Origin of the sequence: Burkholderia sp. Ac-20384 (assembly GCF_017104605.1) — a bacterium.
Taxonomy (GTDB): Bacteria; Pseudomonadota; Gammaproteobacteria; order Burkholderiales; family Burkholderiaceae; genus Burkholderia; species Burkholderia lata.
In genome coordinates this window covers 1-21,995 of the sequence record NZ_JAAGPE010000011.1, presented here as the reverse complement: position 1 = coordinate 21,995, position 21,995 = coordinate 1, and the positions used below count along the sequence as shown (strand labels likewise).

Annotated in this window: 19 protein-coding genes and 1 pseudogene; 7 read left to right on the top strand and 13 right to left on the bottom strand. The window is 65.6% G+C overall.

Features of this window, described 5'->3' with window-relative positions:
• Positions 1-42: 42 nt before the first annotated feature.
• The 6 genes from G3O00_RS03675 to G3O00_RS03650 are packed head-to-tail and all read right to left on the bottom strand — an operon-like array spanning position 43 to position 6,298.
• Complete coding sequence (locus G3O00_RS03675; RefSeq protein ID WP_277399243.1) at positions 43-801, bottom strand: Asp/Glu racemase; 759 nt, start codon at positions 799-801, stop codon at positions 43-45.
• Complete coding sequence (locus tag G3O00_RS03670; protein WP_206142092.1) at positions 798-1,256, bottom strand: acyl-CoA thioesterase; 459 nt, start codon at positions 1,254-1,256, stop codon at positions 798-800. The genes G3O00_RS03675 and G3O00_RS03670 overlap by 4 nt, the downstream gene beginning before the upstream one ends.
• Positions 1,253-2,407, bottom strand: a complete 1,155-nt coding sequence (locus G3O00_RS03665) for an FAD-dependent monooxygenase (RefSeq protein ID WP_206142091.1) — start codon at positions 2,405-2,407, stop codon at positions 1,253-1,255. Before G3O00_RS03665 ends, G3O00_RS03670 begins: the two co-directional genes overlap by 4 nt.
• Complete coding sequence (locus G3O00_RS03660) at positions 2,404-3,264, bottom strand: VOC family protein (protein ID WP_011356691.1); 861 nt, start codon at positions 3,262-3,264, stop codon at positions 2,404-2,406. The genes G3O00_RS03665 and G3O00_RS03660 overlap by 4 nt, the downstream gene beginning before the upstream one ends.
• 29 nt (positions 3,265-3,293) lie before the next feature.
• Positions 3,294-5,012 carry an AMP-binding protein gene (locus tag G3O00_RS03655; RefSeq protein WP_206142090.1) on the bottom strand — a complete coding sequence of 573 codons (1,719 nt, stop codon included), beginning with the start codon at positions 5,010-5,012 and terminating at the stop codon, positions 3,294-3,296.
• A gap of 32 nt (positions 5,013-5,044) precedes the next feature.
• Positions 5,045-6,298, bottom strand: coding sequence for an alpha/beta hydrolase (locus G3O00_RS03650; protein ID WP_206142089.1), 1,254 nt, complete (start codon positions 6,296-6,298; stop codon positions 5,045-5,047).
• A gap of 131 nt (positions 6,299-6,429) precedes the next feature.
• Between G3O00_RS03650 and G3O00_RS03645 the strand changes: the two genes are divergently transcribed.
• On the top strand, positions 6,430-7,245 hold the full coding sequence (locus G3O00_RS03645) for a TetR/AcrR family transcriptional regulator C-terminal domain-containing protein (RefSeq protein ID WP_174929779.1): 816 nt from the start codon (positions 6,430-6,432) through the stop codon (positions 7,243-7,245).
• Between the two features lie 95 nt (positions 7,246-7,340).
• On the opposite strand, the gene G3O00_RS03640 is transcribed toward G3O00_RS03645, so the two are convergent.
• Positions 7,341-8,519: an outer membrane protein transport protein gene (locus G3O00_RS03640; RefSeq protein WP_174929996.1), complete on the bottom strand. Its 1,179-nt coding sequence runs from the start codon at positions 8,517-8,519 to the stop codon at positions 7,341-7,343.
• A 926-nt stretch (positions 8,520-9,445) separates the two neighbouring features.
• Here G3O00_RS03640 and G3O00_RS03635 point away from each other — a divergent pair.
• Positions 9,446-10,480 (top strand): helix-turn-helix domain-containing protein, encoded by a 1,035-nt coding sequence (locus tag G3O00_RS03635; protein WP_206142088.1) that lies wholly within the window; start codon positions 9,446-9,448, stop codon positions 10,478-10,480.
• Positions 10,481-10,553: 73 nt separating this feature from the next.
• Here the strand turns inward: G3O00_RS03635 and G3O00_RS03630 are convergent, their stop codons facing one another.
• Entirely contained in the window at positions 10,554-10,940 is a 387-nt protein-coding gene (locus G3O00_RS03630) for a nuclear transport factor 2 family protein (protein ID WP_241024921.1), read from the bottom strand.
• Positions 10,941-11,391: 451 nt separating this feature from the next.
• On the opposite strand from G3O00_RS03630, the gene G3O00_RS03625 reads away from it, so the two are divergent.
• The 5 genes and pseudogenes from G3O00_RS03625 (at position 11,392) to G3O00_RS03605 (ending at position 15,102) form a co-directional block, all read left to right on the top strand.
• Positions 11,392-12,618, top strand: coding sequence for an MFS transporter (locus tag G3O00_RS03625; RefSeq protein ID WP_206142087.1), 1,227 nt, complete (start codon positions 11,392-11,394; stop codon positions 12,616-12,618).
• A 36-nt stretch (positions 12,619-12,654) separates the two neighbouring features.
• Positions 12,655-12,882: a hypothetical protein gene (locus tag G3O00_RS03620; RefSeq protein WP_206142133.1), complete on the top strand. Its 228-nt coding sequence runs from the start codon at positions 12,655-12,657 to the stop codon at positions 12,880-12,882.
• Positions 12,879-13,385 (top strand): disulfide bond formation protein B, encoded by a 507-nt coding sequence (locus G3O00_RS03615; protein WP_206142086.1) that lies wholly within the window; start codon positions 12,879-12,881, stop codon positions 13,383-13,385. Before G3O00_RS03620 ends, G3O00_RS03615 begins: the two co-directional genes overlap by 4 nt.
• 30 nt (positions 13,386-13,415) lie before the next feature.
• Positions 13,416-13,573 (top strand): annotated as a pseudogene (locus G3O00_RS03610) (CDP-6-deoxy-delta-3,4-glucoseen reductase); the annotation flags it as partial.
• Between the two features lie 605 nt (positions 13,574-14,178).
• On the top strand, positions 14,179-15,102 hold the full coding sequence (locus G3O00_RS03605) for a LysR family transcriptional regulator (protein WP_174929774.1): 924 nt from the start codon (positions 14,179-14,181) through the stop codon (positions 15,100-15,102).
• A gap of 163 nt (positions 15,103-15,265) precedes the next feature.
• On the opposite strand, the gene G3O00_RS03600 is transcribed toward G3O00_RS03605, so the two are convergent.
• From G3O00_RS03600 to metC, 5 genes are all read right to left on the bottom strand, one after another.
• The gene (locus G3O00_RS03600) at positions 15,266-16,426 is read right to left on the bottom strand and encodes a mandelate racemase/muconate lactonizing enzyme family protein (protein ID WP_174929773.1); all 1,161 of its coding nucleotides are present in this window, start codon (positions 16,424-16,426) and stop codon (positions 15,266-15,268) included.
• A gap of 62 nt (positions 16,427-16,488) precedes the next feature.
• Positions 16,489-17,679, bottom strand: a complete 1,191-nt coding sequence (locus G3O00_RS03595; RefSeq protein ID WP_206142085.1) for a benzoate/H(+) symporter BenE family transporter — start codon at positions 17,677-17,679, stop codon at positions 16,489-16,491.
• A gap of 37 nt (positions 17,680-17,716) precedes the next feature.
• On the bottom strand, positions 17,717-19,351 hold the full coding sequence (gshA, locus tag G3O00_RS03590) for a glutamate--cysteine ligase (protein ID WP_206142126.1): 1,635 nt from the start codon (positions 19,349-19,351) through the stop codon (positions 17,717-17,719).
• A 66-nt stretch (positions 19,352-19,417) separates the two neighbouring features.
• The gene (locus G3O00_RS03585) at positions 19,418-20,734 is read right to left on the bottom strand and encodes an LLM class flavin-dependent oxidoreductase (RefSeq protein ID WP_206142084.1); all 1,317 of its coding nucleotides are present in this window, start codon (positions 20,732-20,734) and stop codon (positions 19,418-19,420) included.
• A gap of 59 nt (positions 20,735-20,793) precedes the next feature.
• A partial coding sequence (gene metC / locus G3O00_RS03580) for a cystathionine beta-lyase (protein WP_241024920.1) occupies positions 20,794-21,995 on the bottom strand: 1,202 nt, incomplete at its 5' end.

The window sequence follows — 21,995 nt, the reverse complement described above, 5'->3', positions numbered from 1 at the left end:
CTATGCGGCGGGCTATGTCCAGATGATTCGAACGCGATTCGTCTATCGATAAGCGCCGCTCAGCAGCGCACCGGCATTCGGCACGACCGGTTCGAGCCCCAGGTGATCGAGCATCCGTCGTGTCGTGCAGATGGCGGTGGACGTCACCGGAACACCGAGGGCATCCTCGACGATCTGGATCGACGGCAGCGACTGCATCTGGACACAGGCGGACAGCACGACGACATCGGCATTCGCGATGTTCAGCTTCTTCACGTCGTCGACCAGGCGTGCCGGGTCGCGCAGGCCGACCTCGAGGTTGTCCGGAATCTCGAACGCGAGCGAATCGATCACTTCGATGCCCTCGTTCTCGACGTACTCGACAACCCGATCGCACAGCGGGCGCATATACGGCGCCAGCAACGAGATCTTCTTCGCGCCCATGATCTTCAGCCCTTCCACCAACGCGCCGGCCGACGTCATGACGGGCGATTGGCAGTGATTCTCGCGGGCCACCGCCGTCAGCTCGCGCTCGACTTCGCGGTGGTAGCCGTTGCCCATCGCCATGATCGCGACCAGGCAGGCCGTGCTCATCACGTCGACCCGCGCATCGGCCAGTTCCGCCGCGCAGCGCAGCCCTTCGCGGTTCATCGCCTCGAGTTCCTCGCGCGTCACCTTGTGCATCCGCATCCGGCTGCTGTGAAACGTGAAGCGCTCGGGGCGAATGCCTTCGCGCGCACGCAGCATCGCGGGAATTTCGGTTTCCATCGTCGTATTCGAACTCGGGACGATCTGGCCGATTCGATAGGTTCTTACGGTCATGCGGGTTCCTTGGAAGTCAGATACGGTTCGAGCGCCGCACGCAATGTGGACGGAATCTCGATGCTCTCCCGAACGCCCTCGCGGATGGCAATCGGCGTGAACTTGCCTTCGAACGCGAGGCGGCCGTCAGCGAGAAAAGCGCGCGCAACCAGGTCGAACGTGCGCGTGCGGATCTCGCCCACTTCGACACGGATATCGACGACGTCTTCGGGATAGAGCGACGCGTGAAACGTCAGGCTCATGTGCTTGCACGGCAAGCCGACCCCGCTCTCGCGCCCTTCCTGCCCGCCGGCCCCGTAGCCAATGCGTCGATAGAAATGCATGACGGCGCCGAGCAGGTAGTCGGTGAAGCGGCCCGTGAACACGACGCCGGCCGGATCGCAGTCGGACCAGCGCGCGATGCGCCTCACCGTGAACGGCAGGTCGGCCACCACGATTTCGGAGCTTTCGTTCACAGGACCCCCGCACTGCCGGCCAGCCGCTGCACGAGTTCGGGAAACTCGCTGCGCAGGCGCGCATCGTCGATCCGCCCGGTGCGCGTCATGAACTGGTAGACGAATTCCTCGGGCGTGTAGTTGTCCATCCACGTCGCGACGTCCTCGTACCACATGTACGAACGTTCGGACGCATCGATCAGCTTGTTCTTCTGCGGCTTGTGATCCTGCTCGAACGCAGCGAGCCCGCGTGCCGCATCGCCGTCGCATTCGAGCAGCGCCCGTGCCAGCGCGATCGCATCCGTCATCGCGATGCGCGTGCCCGAGCCGATCGAGAAATGCGCGCTCGCGAGTGCGTCGCCGATCAGCACATGGCGGCCGCTGACCCACTTTTCGTTGCGGATGACCGGGAACTGGCGCCACACGGATTTGTTCGAGATCAGCGGCAAGCCGCCGAGCTCGGGTGCGAAAATCTCCTCGAACAGGTGCTGGCGATCGTCGTCGGTCAATTCGCCCAGGCGGAGACGATGCCACGTTGCGTCGTCGCACTCCGCGACGAACGTGCTCATGTCGTCGCTATACGCGTAGTAGTGCGCAACAAAATGGCCACCATTGAAGGTCCGGAAGACCAGTGCAGGCGCCTCGAACACGCGCTTCGTGCCGTACCACGCAAAGTGGTTGCTCAGCGAGCGCTGCGTGGTGCCGAAGGCATCCGGATACTGCCGGCGCACCACCGAGTTGATGCCGTCCGCGCCCACCACGACATCCGCATCGTCAAGGCCGAACGTCGCGAGATCGAGGGTCGTCTCGATCCGGCGGCCGAAATGGATGCGAACGCCCGCTTCTTCCGCTTCGCGCTGAAGGACCTGCAGCAACGCGAGGCGCGGAATGGCACCGCCCTTCACGTTCAGCTTGATCTCGATCGGCTCCTCGCGCTGGACGATGATTTGCCGATCGTTGTAGCGCATCGCATCGCACAGCGCGTGGTAGGAGCGCTCGTCGGCTTCCTGCAACTGCAGCATGCCGGTATCCGCGAGCACGACACCGAACCCGAACGTGGCGTCGGCGACGTTCTGCTCGATCACATCGACCTGCCAGTCGGGGGCCGTTCGTTTCAGCAGGAGCCCAAGATAAAGCCCGGACGGGCCGCCCCCTACGATCGCGATCTTCATTGCTGCCCCCGCGGCGTGATTTCGAGCGTATAGCGGTCGAAGGTCTTGACGTTCCCGTCGAATCCGCCCGTCAGCGACGCGTTCCAGAGTGCCGGCACGAACCCCAGTGCCTTGCGGTCGAACACGATCGCATCGGGCGAGCAGATCTTCCAGTAGCCGTGGGTCGGGCCGTCGACGTGGTAGCGCGGGTTGTTCTTGCTCGATTCGACGAGCGGTTCGAACTCGGGCACGTCGAGCACATAGAGCACCGCTTCCGTGCCGTCGTTCTCGCCGTTCGATTCGCCGATCCCGTGCGCCTTGTCGCGCCAGACCTGGTCGATCGACTTGAATTCGCCGGTGCCCGCGAGCATCGCGTCCTCAGCCTTCATCGCAGCGTCGAGCGTGCGTTTCGCATCGTCCGCGTCAAGCAGGTTCATCGGGCGCTGCTGCAGCGTGATCTCGAGGTAGTACCCGTTCGGGTCGCTGAAATAGATCGACTCGATCAGTTCGTGGCGAATCTGGTAGATCAGCGGAATGCCGTGCGCCTCGAGCCGGTCGCGCCACTCGATCAATTCCTCGTACGTGTCGACCGCCCACGCGGTATGCGTCGCTTCGAAGCGATAGTCGGCGACGGCGCGCGTGTAATCCGGCTGCTCCGTGTCGATGTAGTAGAAGAACGCGATGGTGCTCCCCTTGCCGCTTTCGAAGAAAAAGTGGAGGAAGTCCGGATGGTTTGCCGGCCCCCAGCCGCGCGCCGAAATCGCGTGAACGAGCGGCAGCCCGAGCTTGTCGCGGTAGAACTCGACGGTTTCCCGAAGTTTCCAGGTAGGCCGGGCGGTATGGTGCACGCCCTTCAGAACCGGTTGCGTGGAAGTCACTGTGTTCTCCAGTAATGGGTCAATCAGATTCACGAGCTTTTTTCGGAACCGACGACTTGCCGCGCGACCATGTCGCGCAGCGACTGACGGCTGAGCTTGCCCGACGCGGTCAACGGGAATGCGTCGACCACCTCGATGCGCTCCGGCCACTTGAATTTCGCGAGGCCGTATTCCTTCAGGTAGGCGCCGAGCTCCGGAAGCGTGGGCGCGGCATGCCCGTCACGCAGGATCAGCACGGCACACAGGCGTTCGTCGAATACCGGATCGGGATACGGCACGGCGACGACCTGTGCGATCGACGGGTGTCCGGCCACGGCCATTTCCACTTCTTCGCAGTTGATCTTTTCGCCGCCACGGCTCACGAGATCCTTGAAGCGGCCGCGGAACACGTAGTAGGTCTTGCCGTCGATGACACGCGCCTCCATCAGGTCGCCCGACCGGTAGTAGCCGTCGCGCGTGAAGGTTTCCTTGTTGCGCTCTTCGGCGCGGAAATAGCCGTGGATCGTGTACGGCCCCTTGAACGCCGGTTCGCCGATTTCGCCGGGCCGGACCGATTCTTCCGTGCCGGGGCCAAGCAGGCGGATACGGTCCCACGCGCTGACGGGGCGGCCGTTGGTCGTGTCGAGCGCTTCCTGGGAATCGTCCGGGTGCGTGAACATGATCACGCCCTCGGTGATGCCGAAGATGTGGAAGACGGGCACGCCCAGCAGCGCGCGCAGCTTCGGCGCGCTGTTGGCCGCAATGACGCCGCGTGCGTTCGACAGGTCGATGCGCCCCGACTGAATCGCCGTCTCGATGCGCGCGATGATCGGCCCGCCGAGCATCAGCCAGGTCGGCCGCGTCGTCTCGATCAACGCGATCAGCGTCTCCGGTGCCAGATCCGGCGGCACGGTCACCGTGCCGCCCGTCATCAGGAACGGGCCGAAGCAGCAGCCCATGTTCAGGTTGTGCACCATCGGCTGCGGCATGAACAACACGTCATCCGGCTGGAAGCTGAGCCATTCCGCCACCGCACGCATGTTGTAGAGATATTCGTTGTTGAAACGCGGGATGATCTTCGGCACGCCCGTCGTGCCGCCGGAAAGCTGGAACACGGCCACCTGGAACGGATCGAGCCGGACTTCCGCCAGCCGCGCCGCGGCCGCTTCATCGTCGATCGAGTCGATCAGCTGCTCGAGATGCAGCACGCCGTCACGCGGCTCGCCACGCGCCTGCAGGATCAGTTTCATCGTCGGTGCGCGAGACTGGATGTCCCGTGCAAACGCGATATCGTCGAATTTCGGATCGTCGCCCTGGACGAAATGGAGCTTCGCTTCGGCCAGGTTCGCGAGATAGCCGATCTCGTGCTCCCGATGCGCCGCCAGCGTACAGATCGGGATCAGGCCGGCCTTCACGCAGGCGAGGAACATCACGACGAGCTGGGCGCTGTTCCCGAGCTGGAACACCACGCGATCGAGCGGTTCGAGGCCTTGCGCCAGCAGGGCCGCGCCGAGCCGGTTCGACTTCGAGTCGAGTTCGGCATACGTCATGCTCAATGCCGGCCCGACGAGCGCGAGGTTGTCGGGATAGCGTGCGGCAGTCGCGCGAAACCCGTCCGCGAGTGTTTCGAATCCGAGCACGCCTTCCGCCACGTAGCGGTCAAGATCGTCCTGAGCCGGATACACGACACCCGGAATCGGGTTGAGCACGTGCGCCGCACGGGTGGCCGACGAAGTGCCTGTTTCCTGAGGATTACGTACCGAGTCCATCCTTACCGTCTCCATGATTTTGTAGTGTCTTGTCAGAACTTCGCGTTGAGCCAGGCCTGCAGGTGCTGGCCCGCCAGCACCTGGCCCGACACTTCGCCGTCGTCCAGCGGCAATCCGTGGTGATTGCCGCGTACACGGTGACGCGCCTTGTCGGCAGTCGCGAACGACGCGAACATCGCATCGACGTCGCCCGGGAACACGCAGTTGTCACCGGTGTATTCGATCAACAGGGTCGGCTGCACGATCGACGGCGCGCACTTCGCGAGCGATGCATTCGACGACAGGCCGGACCAGGTCGACAGCCACGATTCCGGCGTCACCAGCCGGCCGAAGCCGACGCTGCCCAGGTTGGATACCGACGGATCGGCGCCCCACAGCGAGCCGACCAGGCGATCGGACGGTTCGAGCGACGTGTCCCAGCAGCGGAGATCGGCGTCGGTGCGCCACACCGTCAGGATCGGGCCGTGACTCGCGAGTTGCTTGTCGGGTCGCGTGGGGGCCTCTTTCAGTCGCGTGCGCGCCGATTGCCGGCGCTCGACCAGTTCACGCGCGCGCTCGTCGAGCCGCGCGACACGCTCGCGTTGCGCACGCCGGTAACGCTCGATGAATTCGGGCGTATAGCGGGAGGATTCGGGGGGCCGGCGAAAGCCGTTTGCCGCGCTGAACGGGTCGAGCTCCGCAGCACACGAGAACGGATCGTTCTCGTCCGTGACCGACGGGTCCAGCGCATTCATCAGCAACACGCCTTGCCCCGGGTGGGGCGACACGAACGCGATGCCGTCCGCGACCGGCATGACCGCGGTGTCGAGGCCCGTCGGACGACCCGCCGGCGTACGGCGAATGCGCTGCTCTGCCGGGAGTTGCGATTGCTGGTTGTAGAACGCGAACAGCCCGGCACCGCCCGAGTTGCCAGCCAGCACGATCGTCTCGAAACCCAGTTCGCGAAGCTGGCGCATGCCCGCCGCGACATCGTGCAGCGCAATCTCGTGCTCGAGGCGCAGATCGCTGCCGATCGAGCGTGGCGCCTGCACCCAGCAGGCCCATCCGGCATCCAGCGCTTCAGGCACCAGGTAGTGCGTCATCACGAATTCGCGGGGGTGCATGATGAATACGACCTTCCGTACGGGGGCTCGGGAGAAGAGCACGCCCAGCGTCGCCTGCCCGTCCTGCGTCGTCAACGGGAAAGGTGTCGTGGTATAGGGAGCCTGCATCCGCGCAGGCGTCCACGACGCCCCCCGCAACCCGGCAGTCACGGCGACTTTTCCGTTCGAACCCTGCTGTTTCATGGGTGCTCCGTCTTCCTGTTTCGATGATCCGATCTTATTTGAGATAGTCTCAATTTAAGATTAATTGAGACCACCTCAAATATCCACGAGCTAAGAATAGTGCTAGAGTTGAGACGGTGTCAATTTAAAGCGTGCGGCCCGGGCGCTATCGTTTACCCTGCTCTATGAAATCAACCAAAATCGCGCCAGAAGAAGCCGCTCCGTCCACGCCCCGGCGCTCCGGCAGACGCCCGAAAAGCGACACGCCGGGTTCAGGGCTGTCGCGCGACGCCGTCATCCGCAGTGCAATCGAACTCGCACAGAAGGAGTCGATCTTCGACGTGTCGATGGTTCGCGTGGCGCGCGAAATGGGCGTTGCGCCGGGGCTGGTTCACTACTACGTCGGCAGCAAGGACGACTTGCTCAGCGCCGTGCTGAACACGGCTTTCCACGAGCGCGTCCTCGCACTTCCGGCCGTGACGGGCGACTGGCGCGTCGACCTGGAAGGCGTCTGCCGTTCGTCGCTGGAAGTCCTCGCACGCTGGCCGGGCATCGCGAACTACATCGCGACGCAAAACCGGTTCAGGCTGTTTCAGCGCGTACAGCCGGGCGAGACGGATTACGGCCTCGCGTACTTCGATCACCTCGGGCGAATTCTCGAACACGCCGGCTTTGCGCCCGAGCAAGCGGCACTCGCGTACGACTTGACGATGATGTTCATGACGAGCATCAGCGTCGAATTCGCCAACCGGCAGGCGCCTGGCGAACACAAGGAATTCATCGTCCGTCACGTCTCCCAGTTCGACCGGACGACCATTCCGGGCGCCGCCTTCCTCGTCGAGCCCTTCGCGAACATCGACAGCGAGAAACGGCTCGACGCCGGCCTGAAGCTCATGCTGGACGGATTCGAAACGTGGCTGTCGAAGCCGGCGGGCGAATCCCGGGCGCCCCGCAACGCGCGCCGGTAACGACGAGACGCCGGGCCGATCAAACCGGCCGCGGCGTCTCGTCCCGTGTCTGCTCCCGCACCGTCACACGCGGTGCCGGGCGTCGACGCGGAGGCTCAGAACTTGTGCGTGTAGCCGATCGTGTATCCCTGGTAACTTGCCCGGATGTTCGTTCCCTGGCTCGGCCCCGTGCCGATGATCGTCGTCGGGATGTCGTACTCGAAAGCGGCGGTCACCAGGTTGTTCTTGTCGATGGCGTAGGTCGCGCCGAGCGTCACGGCGCGCGAGCTGATGCCCGGGCCATACATGTTCGCAATCGTATGGTCGGAATCCACGTTGTTGTTCGCGAAGCTGTACCCGGCCCGAACCGTCCATTTCGGGTTGAGCTCGTAGGAAACGCCGATGCGGCCGACGTTCTGGCTGCGATAACCCCACGAGTTCGTGCTGTTGTAGCCCGCGGCCCCCGACCACTGGATCCGGAGATAGTCCATCGCCAGCGTCAACCCGGGAAGCGGCCGAATCGCCACGCCGGCGCCGTACCGCGCCGGGCTGTCGATGTGCCCTCCGCTGGAAGCGAGCACATCGTCCTTGTAACCCGACAGCGGCGTAAACCACGTCTTCGTGAAATAGGAGGCGCCTACCGACACCATCGGCACCGGTGTCCAGAGCACACCCACGCCCGCACCGATACCCAGTGCATTGGCATTGCCGTGACTGGGCACGGGTTGCAGCGCACCGTCCGCGCCCGGTGCGACGAGGCCGTTCAGGCGCAACTGCTCGACACCCACCACCAGCGACGCACCGATCGAGAGATCGGACCGCGGCTTGTACGTAATCGTCGGGCTGGTATTGACGATGACGAGGCTCGCTTTCGCATTGCCGGCGCCCGGAACGGGCAGGACGGGCCGGCCATAATTCGACGCGGCGCCCGCGCCCGTCATGGCCACGCCGAACGTCCACTGCGGCGCGATCTGGTAGTTGAAACCGAAGCCCGGCGATACGACGATCTTGCGGGAAAACAGGTGATTGTCCGGCGAACCGAACGTCGAGTTCGCGGACACCGGTAACGCCACCATGTAGAAATCGACTCGCGAGCCCAGCTCCGCGAGCCCCGCAGGGTTGTCCACCGCCGACGCGACATCCTGCGGGAACGCAATCGCGGCCCCGCCCATGCCCGACGACGACGCGCCGTTCCCGGTGAAATACGTGCCGTCGGTCGCAAACGCGCTCGTTGCCGCAGCCAGTGCGGTAGCCGACAACGCCAGACCTACATTCCGTCGTGCAAGACTGCTCATCCTTGTCTCCATACCTCGATATGTTTCTGTTGTGGTTCGGTCAATAGCAAGCACTACTGAATGGATCGCCCATTGCACCGCCGCGGGCTCATCTCGTTGTCATGCCTCTGCTCTGCCGGATCGTGGACTCGACGAACCTCACGCCGTCACGATCGGGGCACGCTCCCTTGCGCTGAAATTTGACTGGGTATCAATTTTCTCGAAATGTAGCAGAATTGATAGGGGTGTCAAATACTATCGAGGTCGGCACAAACCCTTACGCCGTTCCGGATTCGTGCAGGGAATCGGCGCGGCCGGCCGTCAACCGCCCGGCGCGCTCATCGCATGTTGTCCGGGATGACTCGCCCTCTGGCGAACCGATGCGCGTGGGTCGCCGTATTCAAGCGAAGCTGAACCGACAGTGGCGGAAGGGAGGCGGATGCGGTATCTGTCCCTCGAGCCGTTGCGTCACTTCCAGCAGTCGGCAAGGGAATCCAGATGTGAGAAAGCAAAGTTTTCGCAGCTGGCCCGATTGCAGACATCTATCGAGCACGCAATTTTCAATATCAGAGAGTTTGTTCCGGCACATGTCCGGAGATACAGCGGAAAGCCCACTACCCCGATTCTTCAACGTGCGCCACGCATCCGACGAAAGATAATCGAAAGAAACATCAATTCTCAATAGCTCTTAAAAATAAAAAAATCGTAATCGCCCTTTCACCACCGGGCTCTATCGAAGGCCAGGGCTGCTCCTCAAGCTATCTCATACGATTGAACCCCATTACGAATGGTACAAAAAACCTCAATCCCGTCGCAATTAAAACCTCCAAAGAAATTATATGGATAGAAGAAAATACATATAACCAACCACCCCTCCACCCATCACACTCCTTTAATGAACCCCTCTATAATTCAGCAAACCAAAGTGCGATATTGAGGGCCACAAGATGAGCAGCTCGACCCATCCGCCTTTCCGTTTCTCCCTGCAGGATTATTCACCTGCCGAACGTCTCGACGCATGGCAGACCCAGTATTCGATTTCAGAGTTTGCTTTAACTGCGCCGATTGACCCGAAAATCGACTACCAGTTTATCGGCTACACGCTTGGCAACATCTCGATCGGCAAGTGGACCTACCATCATCCGGGGAGCGCGGCTGTGCCGCTCTCGTACACGCTCAACCGTTCGGCGGCGTTCATTCGGCGAGACGGGGTGGACAACTATTCGTTCAACCTGCGGGATGCGGGAAGCGTGCGCGGGGAGATCGATGGACGGCCGGTGTTCGTCCAGCCCGGAGATATCCTCGTCGTCGACCAGGCGCGTCCTTATCACCGTGAAATCCAGGCAGGCGACGCAGTCACGCTGCTGGTCGCGCGCGACATGCTGCCGGACCTGCCGTCGAGCGTTCACGGCACCCTCTTCAACGGCGGAATCAGCCAGCTCCTCGACAGCTTTCTGAGGAGCCTGCTCGACAGGATCGGCACGCTGTCGCAGTCGGAAGCGCTGCATGTCGAGCAGGCGACGCTGAGCCTGGTGAAGGCGATGCTCAGCCCGACCGCTCAAGAGATCTCGAATGCACGCAACGAGTTGCTGTCGACCCTGTACGTGAAGATCAAGGCGTACATCCGGCAGAACCTCGAATCACCGGACCTGTCGCCGGATCGAATCTGCAAGGAAATCGGCATCTCGCGCTCGAGTCTGTACCGGCTATTCGAGCAGGATGGCGGTGTCGCGAATTACATCCGCAAGCGCCGCCTGCTCGCGATTCACCGCGCGCTGATGTCGCCCGAGAGCCCTCGTCACCGGATCGGCGATCTCGCGTACCGGTACGGCTTCAACAGCAACACGCAGCTCAGCCGCGCGTTCAAGCTGGAGTTCGGTCACGCGCCGAGCGAGACGCGTATCGTTGCAGGGAACCCGCAGCATCGCTTGCAACGACACACGGATATCGACTACAGCGGCTGGCTCGCGCAGATTCGCTGAACCGCGTGGCGAACCCGGCGCACGACGGCCCGGCGTGCGGTGCACCGGGCCGTACGCGCCTCCTGCCGGGCGATCAGGCGAACGCTTCCACGGCCGCAGCCGTGTCCTCGAAGATCCGGTAGTGGCGGATCACGTTGCCCTCGATGCGTGCAACGACGGCAAATTCGCTCTTGAAGGTCCGGCCCGTCTTGCGCACACGATGTTGCATGTAGCCGTATGCGAACACGGTGTCGTCGGCTTCGGCCCATTTGCGGATCTCGAACTGCTCGGTCTCGAATTGCTCGACCAGCGTGCCGAGCAGGCGTTCGACACCGGCCTTGCCGACGAAGCGCCCATAGATCGGCAGGCTCTCGGGGCCCTGCGGCTCGAACACCGTCGCATCGTCGATGACCTCGAGCGCGCCCGGTACGTCACCGGCGCCGACCTTCGAGAAGAACTGTTGCAGCGGATTGAGTGCCATACGCACCTCCATGAATGGTGAACGGCAAAGCGGGATTGCCGAGACTGGCGCCCACCGCGACGCCGGAATGTCGTCGTGTCGCCGGCCAGGATTCGCGCAGCGCGAACTCGCCGTCGAGATGCGCCCGGCGGGCCGCGTCGACAGGCGAGTGCCGGCTGCATGTGATCGTATGAACAGTGCGGCCGCAACCGTTAGCGGTTTTGTCCCAACAAACCGACGATCCGTTTCTGTGCGTTCGTCCGCACCGCGCGTCGCGCAGGTGGGACGCACTGTCAATCCATTAAGACGCACCGGCTAACCGTCGCGCCTCGCGTTCGGTAGATTTCCCTCCATCGCCGACTTCACGGCGCGGGCCACCTCACGTGCGTTGCCGTTGCCCGGGGCGGGCCGCGCGACCCGCGTGCGCCGCGCCGCCTGCTGTCTTCATGCCGGTTCGCTACCCGTCACCATCATGAGCCTCGAACAACTGTCTCCGCTACAGCACGCCCCGCAGGCCCACGCGGCACCCGCCCACGCCACGCTGACGCGTCCCGTCACGCTGCTGTTCGCGACGACGGCGGGATTCGCCGTCGCCAACGTCTACTACGCGCAGCCGTTGCTCGACACGCTCGCGCACCAGTTCGACATCTCGCGCGCCGCCATCGGCGGCGTCATGACGACCACGAGCATCTGCTACGGGCTCGGCCTCGTGCTCCTCGTACCGCTCGGCGATCTGTGGGATCGGCGCAGGATGATCCTGATCCAGTCGGTCGTCTGCGCGCTCGCGCTGCTGTCGATCGCCACCGCCACGCGCGCATCCGTGCTGTTCGCCGGCATGGCGCTGATCGGCTTTCTGAGCGTCGTCACCCAGGTGCTCGTGTCGTTCGCGGCCGGGCTCGCCGAACCGGCGGAACGCGGGCAGGTGGTCGGCACCGTGACGAGCGGCATCGTGCTCGGCATCCTGCTCGCGCGCACGTTCTCGGGTGCGATCGCCGACCTCGCGGGATGGCGCGCGGTGTATTTCACGTCGGCCGGCGTCATGCTGCTGCTCGCCGTCGTCCTGTCGCGCGTCCTCCCGCACCATCGTCTTCCGGGTGTCGCCGAACCGTATCCGCGGCTGATCGCGTCGGTATTCGCCCTCTTCGTGCAGGAGCGCGTGCTACGTGTGCGTGCCTTCATCGCCTTCCTGCATTTCGCGGCCGCGATGACGCTCTGGACGCCGATGGTGCTGCCGCTCAGCGCACCGCCGCTATCGCTGTCCCACACGGAGATCGGGCTGTTCGGGCTCGCAGGCGCGGCCGGTGCGCTCGGCGCCGCACGCGCCGGCCGTCTCGCCGATCGCGGCTTTGCGCAATGGACGTCCGGGATCGGGCTCGCGCTGATGCTCGTGTCATGGCTGCCCACCGCGCTCATGAGGCATTCGCTCGTGGCGCTCGTCGTGGGCGTGGTCGCGTTCGACCTCGGCCTGCAAGCGGTGCACGTGACCAACCAGAGCCTGATCTACGGCATGCGCCCCGACGCGCGCAGCCGCCTGACGGCCGGCTACATGCTGTTCTACGCCGCCGGCTGCGCGTGCGGCTCGATCGCATCGACCACCGTGTATGCGCGCGTCGGCTGGGCCGGCGTCTGTACGCTCGGCGCCGCGTTCAGCGCGATCGCGCTGCTGTTCTGGTATGCGACATTGCGCCCGCATGCGTGATGTCCGTTTCTTTCCTCCACCCACCCCACTGACAGCATGGACGCCAAACTCTCACACGACTTCATCGGCATCGAAGCGGTTCCGCAGCGTTTCGAGGGCGAACCGGCGATCGTCGTCGCGCACTCCGGCACGGTCAATACCGTCGACGACGACGCGTTGCAGGCGATCGGTGCGCGCCGCTCACGCTATCCGTTCCGGCTCCAGGTCGACGCGGCATCCGGCGCGTGCGCGGCGCGGGTCAGCACACTCGGAGCAGTGCGATGAGCGCCCCGATCGACGCCACGCGTGCGGAACGGTGGACACTGCTGGCGATCGGCGTGGCCAGCTTCGAACTCGTCGCCGGCGCACTGTGGATCCAGCTGGCGTGGCAGGAGGATCCATGCCCGCTGTGCATCATCCAGCGCTACCTGTTTCTGCTGATCGCACTATTCACATTCGTGGCGGCAGCGGGCGGACGCCGCGTCGCGCTGCTGCGTGTTCTTTCGTTGACCACGGCACTGGCCGGCGCGGCGGTCGCCGTACGGCACATCTACGTGCAGGCTCACCCGGGCTTCAGTTGCGGCTTCGATGCATTGCAGCCGGTGATCGACAGCCTGCCGCCGGCCCACTGGCTGCCGCCGGTCTTCAAGGTGGGCGGGTTGTGCGAAACGCTGTATCCCCCGATTCTCGGGCTGTCATTGCCGATGTGGGCGCTGTTGGGATTTTCCGCGATTGCGGTAGCGCTCGGCTGGCGGATACGGGCGCAAGCGGTCATCCGCGCCGCCTGATTCCTCCCCCCGACGTGCGGACGCGCGGAGATCGAGGGCTTGCCCGATCTGTCGGGCCACCAGGTGTACGCGTGCGGCGCTCCGGTGATGGTCGAATCCGCGCAGCGCGATTTCATTCGACATCATCGGCCGGCGGACGCGAGTTTCTGGCGGATGCGTTCTCGACATCGATACCGATGCCGGTGTAACGGGTTTGAGGTGCCGGTCAGCACCGCCACTGAAATCTATAAGAAGGTGGGCGGCCAAGCGCTCGAAGTGAAGTGGCGATCGAGTCGGGTACCTTTCATGCGACTACGACGACATCGGGATGTCGATCGAACGTTGTGTCAATTGCCTCCACGTTCCAGCATTGATCCCTTCTTTCCATCAAGGCGACTCAAATTTCGTCATTGATTCGCGGAATCCCGTCGTTAAATCAAAAACAACCAATCAGACAACCGATAACATCCTGTTGCCGGTCAATAGCGCTCGTGAACACGGTAATCCGCGCTTCCCGGAAATAGATAAAATCCGCTTGAAGAGCTAGGTAAAATCCCACTTGTGTCTGCTCACTCGCCACCTCAAGGTGAGGAAAAATAATCGAACAGACCGACGGGTGTTCCATCCGAATGACAAAGCGATACATGGCTGCTACGCGGCCACCGTTCGCGAGATGACAGAGTGAAGGAGATACCGGCAGCCCTCAACAGGCGGCTCGGCCCATCGTCGACATGCGGGCCGGCAAGCCCATGCGCTACATCCCGCTTGCCCAATAAATCGTTCATCGCTATTGGTCGCATTTCAAATAAAGAGAATGTCCAATTCCCCCCCCGATCTACGCCAGTGGTACTACTTCGTGGCCGTTGCCGAGGAGCGACACTTCGGCCGGGCTGCCGTGCGCCTTTCAATTACCCAACCCCCGCTCTCGCAGGCGATCCGTTCCCTGGAGCGGGAGCTCGGCGTAGTCTTGTTCGCGCGCACGAACCGGACGGTTGCGCTCACCCCGGTCGGCGAGGCATTGCTCCCCGAGGTGCGCAAACTGCTCGCCGAGGCCGAGGCGCTTCCCCGGCTCGCACAGAGTCTCGCGCGCGGCGAAACCGGGAAACTGTCATTCGCATTCGTGTCGATTGCCGACTACGGGCTCCTGCCGTCGCTGCTACGCGAATTCGGTGCCCGCTATCCGCTGGTGCGGCTGCAACTCACCGAAGCGACTAGCGACGTGCAAATCGATGCGCTGGCCGCCGGCCACATCGACGCGGGCCTGATCGTCCCGCCGGTACCGCCACGCCATGCGGCCGAACTATCGTATCTGCCGGTCGTGAGCGAGCCACTCGTGCTCGCGATTCCGGCTGCCGCGTCGAACGCCCCCGAGGATGTCCCCATTCATCTGCCCGACGTCGCCGCGCTTCCGCTCGTGATTTTCCCGCGGCATCTCGCGCCGGCGTTCTACGACACCATTATGGAGTGCTACAGTTCCGTCGGCATCGTCCCGCGCATTGGCCAGGAAGCGATCCAGATGCAGACGATCGTCAGCCTCGTTTCCGCCGGCATGGGTGTCGCCGTGGTTCCGCAATCGCTGCGTAACCTGCGACGGACCGGCGTCGTCTATCGCCCGCTGGCACACGGGCCATCGACCGTTGAAACGGGTCTGGTATGGCGGAAAGACGATATCGGGCCCGTCCTCGCCAGCTTCATCAACATCGTGCGGACACTCGCGCCTCACACGACGCACATCTGAGCGCGTCGAGCGTCAACGCGCGAGCCTGATTCGCCGGCCGCTCACGGTTCGAGCATCGGGTGCGCGTGGATCGTGCAGCCGTGCGCACTTGTCTCCAGCGACTGCGAGTACGCCGCAGCCTGCCCGCGCGCGTCGGCGGGCAGACTATGACGCCGGCTACCGGTCAGGCCTTGCCATGCCCCTGCGATCCCGGGCCTGACGAGAATTCGCGCACGCCGTCGCGATTGATGCCGAAGCCGAGGCCCGGCGCATCGGGCAGCGCCAGCATCCCGTTCTGCTCTGCCGGCAGGCCGGTAAACAGGTTCCGGCAGATCTCGACCGCGACGACGTGCCACTCGACCGAGCCGCCATTCGCGAGCCCGCCGTGCAGGTGCATGTTGTGGAACGGGAACGTGCCGCCGTTGTCGATCGGCACGCCGAACGCCTGCGCAAGCGCGGCCGCGCGCATCGCCACCGAGAAGCCGCCGCACACGCACACGTTCGGCTGCAGGATGTCGACGGATTCGTTGACGAGGAAATCCCGGAACCGGAACAGTTGCCCCTCGCTCTGCCCGGTCGCGACCGGAATGCCGCCGCGCTTTCTCAGGTCGGCGAGCTTGGCGGGGTCGTTGTCCGCGATCGGCTCCTCGAAGAAGCCGATGTCGCAATCGGCCACGCGCTCGGCGAGCCGCAGCGCGTGATAGTGATCGAGCCCGCAATTCGCGTCGATGTAGATCTCCGCGGCGTCGCCCACCGCGTCGCGCACGGCGCGCACGCGCGCCACGTCGTCAGCGACGACCTGCTCGAGCGGCCGTCCTTCGTTGCGGCGCGCGAGCGCGTGATAGCCGACGATCATCTTGATGCGGCGATGCCCGGCGGCAACGAGGGCGCGCGCGGCATGCACGAGTTCCGCGCGCTCGACCGACGCGAAACCGAACGTCGTGTAGAGCGGCACCACCGGGCGCGCGCCGCCGAGCATCTTCCATACCGGCATGCCGGCGATCTTGCCGATCGCGTCCCAGACCGCGATGTCGATCGCGGAGATCACGTGTCCCGCGTAGCCGGTCTGCCCGCGCGGGCACAGCAGCCAGACCAGCTTGTCGAGAATGCGTTCGCGCTCGACGATGTTCATCCCGACCAGGTTCGGTGCGGCAACGTGGTCGATCGCGGCGGCCACGACGGCCTCGTCGGTAATCGCCGTGAAGCCGTGGCCGACCACGCCCTGCGACGTCTCGATCTCGACGATCACGCCCGACAGCCTGCCGGACAGCCGGACGCCGGCGATCTCCGCGTCGCCGCGCGCGAACACCGGCGTCGCGGTGATTTTCTCGATGGTGTGCTGCATGTCTTCTCCGTTTTTTTCGATGGTGACTACAGGACTGCGTCGGGCCGCGTCGTCGCGCGGCATCACCGGCCCTCCGCGCGACGCAGCACGAACGTGAGCCCGATGCCGGTCAGCAGCCCCCAGAACGCGCCGCCGATGCCGAGGAACGCGTGGCCGGCCATCGTCACGAGGAAGGTCAGGATCGCCGCTTCGCGCGCGTCCTTGTCGGTGAATGCGTTGAGCAGCGCACCGCCGAGCGCGTTCATCAGCGCGAGGCCAGCGACGGCCTCGATGATGATCGGCGGCGCGACCGCGATGAACAGCGTCGCGGCGCTCGCCGCGAGCCCGTACACGATGTACGCGGCACCGCAGACGATGCCGGCCCAGTAGCGCCGCGATTCGTCGGGGCCGGCCTCCTCGCCCGCGCACAGCGCGGCGGTAATCGCGGCCAGCCCGATCGGCGGCCCGCCGAACGGCGCCGCGACCAGGCTGCACAGCCCCGTGGCGGTAAACAGCCGCGACGCTTCGGGCCGGTAGCCGTTGACGTTGAGCACCGCGACGCCCGGGATGTTCTGCGACGCCATCGTCACGATGAACAGCGGCACCGCGACGCTCACCATCGTCGACGCGGAGAACACCGGCCCGACGAGCGCGAGATGCGGCAGCATGCCGGCCGCGCCGACGCCGCCCGTGCGCGCGATGAACGCGATCACGACCAGCGTCGCGAGTGCCGCGCACGGCACCGCGAGGATCTTGCGGACCCGCATCATCACGACCCAGACGAGCAGGATCGGCGCGACGTACAGCGGATACTGCGCGATCGCATGCACCGGCGCGACGCAGAGGTTCAGGATGATCCCCGCGAGCATCGCGTTGGCGATCGGCAGCGGAATCTTCGAGATCGCGCGGCCGAGCGGCCGCCACAGCCCGGCCAGCGTGAGCAGCACGCCGGTCAGCACGAGCGCGCCGACCGCGGCCGGATAGCCGCCCTTCACTGCGCCCAGGCCGAGCAGCAGCGCGGCGCCGGGTGTCGACCACGCGACGCTGACGGGCATCCTGGTCCGGTAGCTGAGCACGATGCCGGCCAGCCCCATCACGATCGAGACGGCCATCAGGCCCGACGCGGCCTGCGCGCGCGTCGCGCCAACGTTCGTCAGCGCATTCACGATCAGCGTGAACGTCGACGCGAAGCCGACGAACGACGCCAGCGCGCCCGCACCGGCTGCGCGCGCCGAGAAGCCGCGCTCGGTTTTCATGTCCGCGATACTGCTCATCTGTCCTCCGAGGAATGGATTCGATGCGGTGGCCCCGTCAGCGCGCGTCGCGCGCCGGCTCGCCGCATTCCTGGTTCAGCGTTCCCGCGTGATACGCGGCGAGGAACGCGTCGAAGTTGCCGATCTGCGTGCGCTCCAGGTCGGCCTGCCGACCCAGCGATTCGGCTGCCGCCGCGTCGAAGCGCACCTGCACGTCGGGCGGCAGCGGCCGCGCGCGAAACGCTTCGGTATGCGCGAGCGATTGCCGCATCCCGAATGCGAAGCACGCGCCGCGCGGATCGCCACGCAGCGCGTGCAGCGTATCGAGCACGTGCGCCGACGGCGTCGCCCGCGGATCGTCGAGCTTCGCGTATTGCGCGTCGAGCGCGGCGGTCGTGCGGGTGTCGCCGCGTTGCAGGTCCAGCACGCCGGCTGCCTCGTTGATGCGCGCGAGCAGCTCGTGCGCCCAGGTACGCAGCGCGATGCGTTCGTCGCCGCGCTGCAGCTCGAGCCCCGGGCGCCGTCCTTCCCGCGCGACCGTCGCGAAGTTGCGCCGGCACGTGTCCCGCTCGGCGTCCGCGAAGCACGGGCTGTCGTCGAGCGCGCAGAACAGCAGGAATGCGTCGACGAAGCGCAGCGTCGTCTCGGCAACGCCGTGCGGCGCGAACGGGTCGATGTCGAGGCAGCGCACCTCGACGTATTCGACGCCACGGCTGCGCAGCGCATCGAGCGGCCGCTCGCCGCTGCGCACCGTGCGCTTGGGGCGAATCGACGAATAGAACTCGTTCTCCATCTGCAGCAGGTGCGTGCTGAGCTGCAGCCACTCGCCGTCGCGCTTCGCGCCGATCGCCTGGTACTCGGGGCAGGGCTGCGCGACCGCGCGCGCGAGCCCTTCCAGGTAGGCCGGCAGGTTGTCGAGGCACGGCGCGAACGCGCCCTGCACGCGGTTCTGGTAGCCGAGGTCGCTCATGCGCAGGCTGGTTGCGTACGGCAGGTACAGCGTCTGCGCATCGAACGCGTCGAGCCCGTGCCGGTCGCCCGCGACGAAGCCCGCGCACAGCGCCGGCGATGCGCCGAACAGGTACAGCAGCAGCCAGCCATAGCGATGGAAATTCCGGATCAGCGCGAGGTAGCCCGCCGAGCGGGCATCGCGCATGTCGCGACCGGCCTCGTGCCCGCACCCGTCGCGCACCTCGCGCAGCAGCGGCCACACGGCATCGGCGAGCGAATAGTTGTAATGGATCCCGGCGATGCACTGCATCGCCTTGCCGTAGCGGAACGCGAGCCCGCGCCGGTACACGTGCTTCAGGATGCCGATGTTCGACGTGCCGTACCACGCGATCGGAATGCGGCGATCGTCGTCGAGCGGGCACGGCATCGACTGGCTCCACAGCAGCTCGTCGCCGATCGCATGGCATGCGAAGCGGTGCAGCTCGTCGAGCCGTTCGATCACGTCGGCCGCATCGTGCTGCGGCGGCGTCACGAATTCGAGCAGCGGCTCCGCGTAGTCGGTCGTGATCGACGGATGCGTGAGCGCCGCGCCGAGCGCACGCGGGTGCTGCGTCAGCGCGAGCCGGCCGGCGGCATCCACGCGCAGCGTCTCGCGCTCGACGCCGCACAGCCCGTGGCCGAGCAGCGGCAGGTGCGCGGCATCGCTCAGCACGCCGAGCCGGCGGCGGTACGGCGTCGTCATCCACGTCTGTCTGGGTGAGTCATGGGTCATCGCGGTCTCCCGGAACGAAATCTGGCGACACGCCGCTCAGTCGAGCGGGCTCTTCGGCCGCGGCAGGCCGATGTGCTCGCGCAGCGTCGTGCCTTCGTAGCGCGTGCGAAACAGCCCGCGCCGCTGCAACTCCGGCACCACCATCGTCACGAAGTCGTCGTAGCCGTCGGGCACCGTGTAGAACACGACGATGAAGCCGTCGCAGGCCTCCGTCATCAGCCACTCCTCCATCTGGTCGGCGATCTCGGAGGCGGTGCCGACCATCTCGCCGGTACCGGATTCGGCCGCGCGCTTCGCGAGCTCGCGCACCGTCAGCCCCTCGCGCCGCGCGAGCGCCGCCCATTCGCGCTGGTTGCCCTGCCCCTGCTCGGTATGCGGCAGCTCGGGCAGCGGCTTGTCGGGATCGAACTTCGAGCAGTCCACGCCGAGCCGGATCGACAGGTTCGGGATGTTGCTGTCGACGTGCACGAGATCGTCCATGTAGCGCTTCTTCGCCAGCGCCTCGGCGCGCGTGCGGCCGACGTACACCTGGTTGGCGGGCAGGATCTTCACGTGGTCGGGATTGCGCCCGGCCGCGACGGCCCGCGACTTCACGTCGCGATAGAACGCGCGGCCCGTCTCGATGCTGCGCGCGTTGCCGAACACGAGATCGGCCGACCGCGCGGCCATGTCGCGCGCCTCTTCCGACGCGCCGGCCAGCGCGATCACCGGCCAGCCCTGCACCGGCCGCGCGATGTTCAGCGGCCCCTTCACCGAGAAGAACTTGCCCTTGTGGTTGAGCGGCCGGATCTTGTCGGGATCGGAGAACACGCCCGTCTCCTTGTTCATCACGAGCGCGCGATCGGACCACCCGTCCCACAGCCCCGTGACGACGTCGAAGAACTCCTCCGCGCGCTCGTAGCGCTCCGCGTGACGCAACGCAGTCTCGAGCCCGAAATTGAGCGCGGCCTCCGGGTTGACCGTCGTGACGATGTTCCAGCCCGCGCGCCCGCCGCTCAGATGATCGAGCGATGCGAAGCGGCGCGCGAGCAGGTACGGATCCTCGTAGCTCGTCGTGCCGGTCGCGATCAGGCCGATGCGGTCCGTGCACGCGGCGATCGCCGACAGCATCACGAGCGGGTCGTACGACGTGATCGTGCCGCTGCGCTTGAGCGCGTTCGGCGGCATCGGCATCACGGCCAGGTGGTCGGCGGTGAATACCGCGTCGAAGCACGCATGCTCGAGCTTCTGCGCGAGCGACCGGATCACCGGCCAGTTGAAGTTCGCGAGCGTCGGCGCGCTCGGATGCCGCCACCATGCCGTGTGCAGGCAGATGGGTCGCATGAATCCACCCAGGCAGAGTTGCTTCGTCATACGGGTTCCTCGTGTTTGGAAGGCTGCGCAATGCGTGCGGGCTGTGTGTGACTGGCCGGTCAGCGCGCGTCGTTGAAGCGGGCGAAGCCGGCCTCGAGATCGCCGATCAGGTCGTCGGCGTTCTCGAGGCCGATGTGAAAGCGCACGCACGGGCCGCCCGGGTCCCAGTGCGATGCGGTGCGGTACGCCGTGCAGTCGAACGGCATCGCGAGACTTTCATAGCCGCCCCACGAATAGCCGAGCCCGAAGTACGCGAGCCCTTCGAGCAGCGCGGTGACGGCCTGCGGCGGGGCCGGGCGCAACACGACGGAGAACAGCCCCGTCGCGCCGCCGAAGTCGCGCGCCCACAGCGCATGGCCGGGATCGTCCTCGAGCGCCGGATAGCACACGCGCCGCACCTCCGGGCGCGCAGCGAGCCAGCGCGCGACGCGCAGCGCGTTCGCCTGGTGCTGGCGAATCCGCACGCCGAGCGTGCGAAGCCCGCGCAGCGCGAGAAACGCATCGTCCGAGCCGATGCACTGGCCCGTGTCGCGCTGGTACTGTTCGAGCGCCGGCAGCGCGCGTGCGGAGGCCGACACCATCCCGATCATCACGTCGGCATGACCCGCGAGATACTTGGTGCCGGCCTGGATCACGAGGTCGGCGCCGTGCGCGAACGCGTCGAAGAACAGCGGCGTCGCCCACGTGTTGTCGAACAGCACCACGAGCCCGCGGTCGTGCGCGAGCGCGGCAAGCGCCGGCACGTCGCACATCTCCATGCTCTGCGACGCGGGCGCCTCGAGATACAGCGCGCGCGTGTTCGGCTGGATCAGCGCGTCGAGCGTGTCGACCGACGCGCATGGCGCGAAGTACGTCGTCTCGATGCCCGCGCGCCGCAGCACGCCGTCACACAGCTGCCGCGCGGGCTTGTACACCGCGTCCGTCATCAACAGATGGTCGCCCGCCGCGAGGCACGACGACAGCGCGGTCGTGATCGCCGCGAGACCCGACGGACACAGCGCGACGCCTGCGCCGTGATCGAGCGCGCGCACCGCGTCCTGCAGCGCGGCCGTGGTCGGCGTGCCGCGCCGGCCGTACACGTACGGCTGCGTATAGCCGAGCAGGTCGGCCACGCTCGGCGCGAGCACCGTCGAGCCGCGATACACCGGCGGATTGACGAAGCCGTGATGCGCGGCCGGTGCGCGGTCGCCCGTGACGAGCACGGTGTCGACCTGCGCGTCGGCCTCCGGACGGTTCGGGGCGGGCCGACGCGCAGGTCGAA

Bases quoted from the DNA above. Each gene is read 5' to 3' on its own strand.
- G3O00_RS03675 (WP_277399243.1), bottom strand. From the start codon at position 801: ATGACCGTAAGAACCTATCGAATCGGCCAGATCGTCCCGAGTTCGAAT.
- G3O00_RS03585 (WP_206142084.1), bottom strand. From the start codon at position 20,734: ATGACGAAGCAACTCTGCCTGGGTGGATTCATGCGACCCATCTGCCTG.
- G3O00_RS03595 (WP_206142085.1), bottom strand. From the start codon at position 17,679: ATGAGCAGTATCGCGGACATGAAAACCGAGCGCGGCTTCTCGGCGCGC.
- G3O00_RS03650 (WP_206142089.1), bottom strand. From the start codon at position 6,298: ATGAAACAGCAGGGTTCGAACGGAAAAGTCGCCGTGACTGCCGGGTTG.
- G3O00_RS03655 (WP_206142090.1), bottom strand. From the start codon at position 5,012: ATGGACTCGGTACGTAATCCTCAGGAAACAGGCACTTCGTCGGCCACC.
- gshA (WP_206142126.1), bottom strand. From the start codon at position 19,351: ATGACGACGCCGTACCGCCGCCGGCTCGGCGTGCTGAGCGATGCCGCG.
- G3O00_RS03605 (WP_174929774.1), top strand. From the start codon at position 14,179: ATGTCCAATTCCCCCCCCGATCTACGCCAGTGGTACTACTTCGTGGCC.
- G3O00_RS03600 (WP_174929773.1), bottom strand. From the start codon at position 16,426: ATGCAGCACACCATCGAGAAAATCACCGCGACGCCGGTGTTCGCGCGC.
- G3O00_RS03630 (WP_241024921.1), bottom strand. From the start codon at position 10,940: ATGGCACTCAATCCGCTGCAACAGTTCTTCTCGAAGGTCGGCGCCGGT.
- G3O00_RS03615 (WP_206142086.1), top strand. From the start codon at position 12,879: ATGAGCGCCCCGATCGACGCCACGCGTGCGGAACGGTGGACACTGCTG.
- G3O00_RS03665 (WP_206142091.1), bottom strand. From the start codon at position 2,407: ATGAAGATCGCGATCGTAGGGGGCGGCCCGTCCGGGCTTTATCTTGGG.
- G3O00_RS03635 (WP_206142088.1), top strand. From the start codon at position 9,446: ATGAGCAGCTCGACCCATCCGCCTTTCCGTTTCTCCCTGCAGGATTAT.
- G3O00_RS03625 (WP_206142087.1), top strand. From the start codon at position 11,392: ATGAGCCTCGAACAACTGTCTCCGCTACAGCACGCCCCGCAGGCCCAC.
- G3O00_RS03620 (WP_206142133.1), top strand. From the start codon at position 12,655: ATGGACGCCAAACTCTCACACGACTTCATCGGCATCGAAGCGGTTCCG.
- G3O00_RS03640 (WP_174929996.1), bottom strand. From the start codon at position 8,519: ATGAGCAGTCTTGCACGACGGAATGTAGGTCTGGCGTTGTCGGCTACC.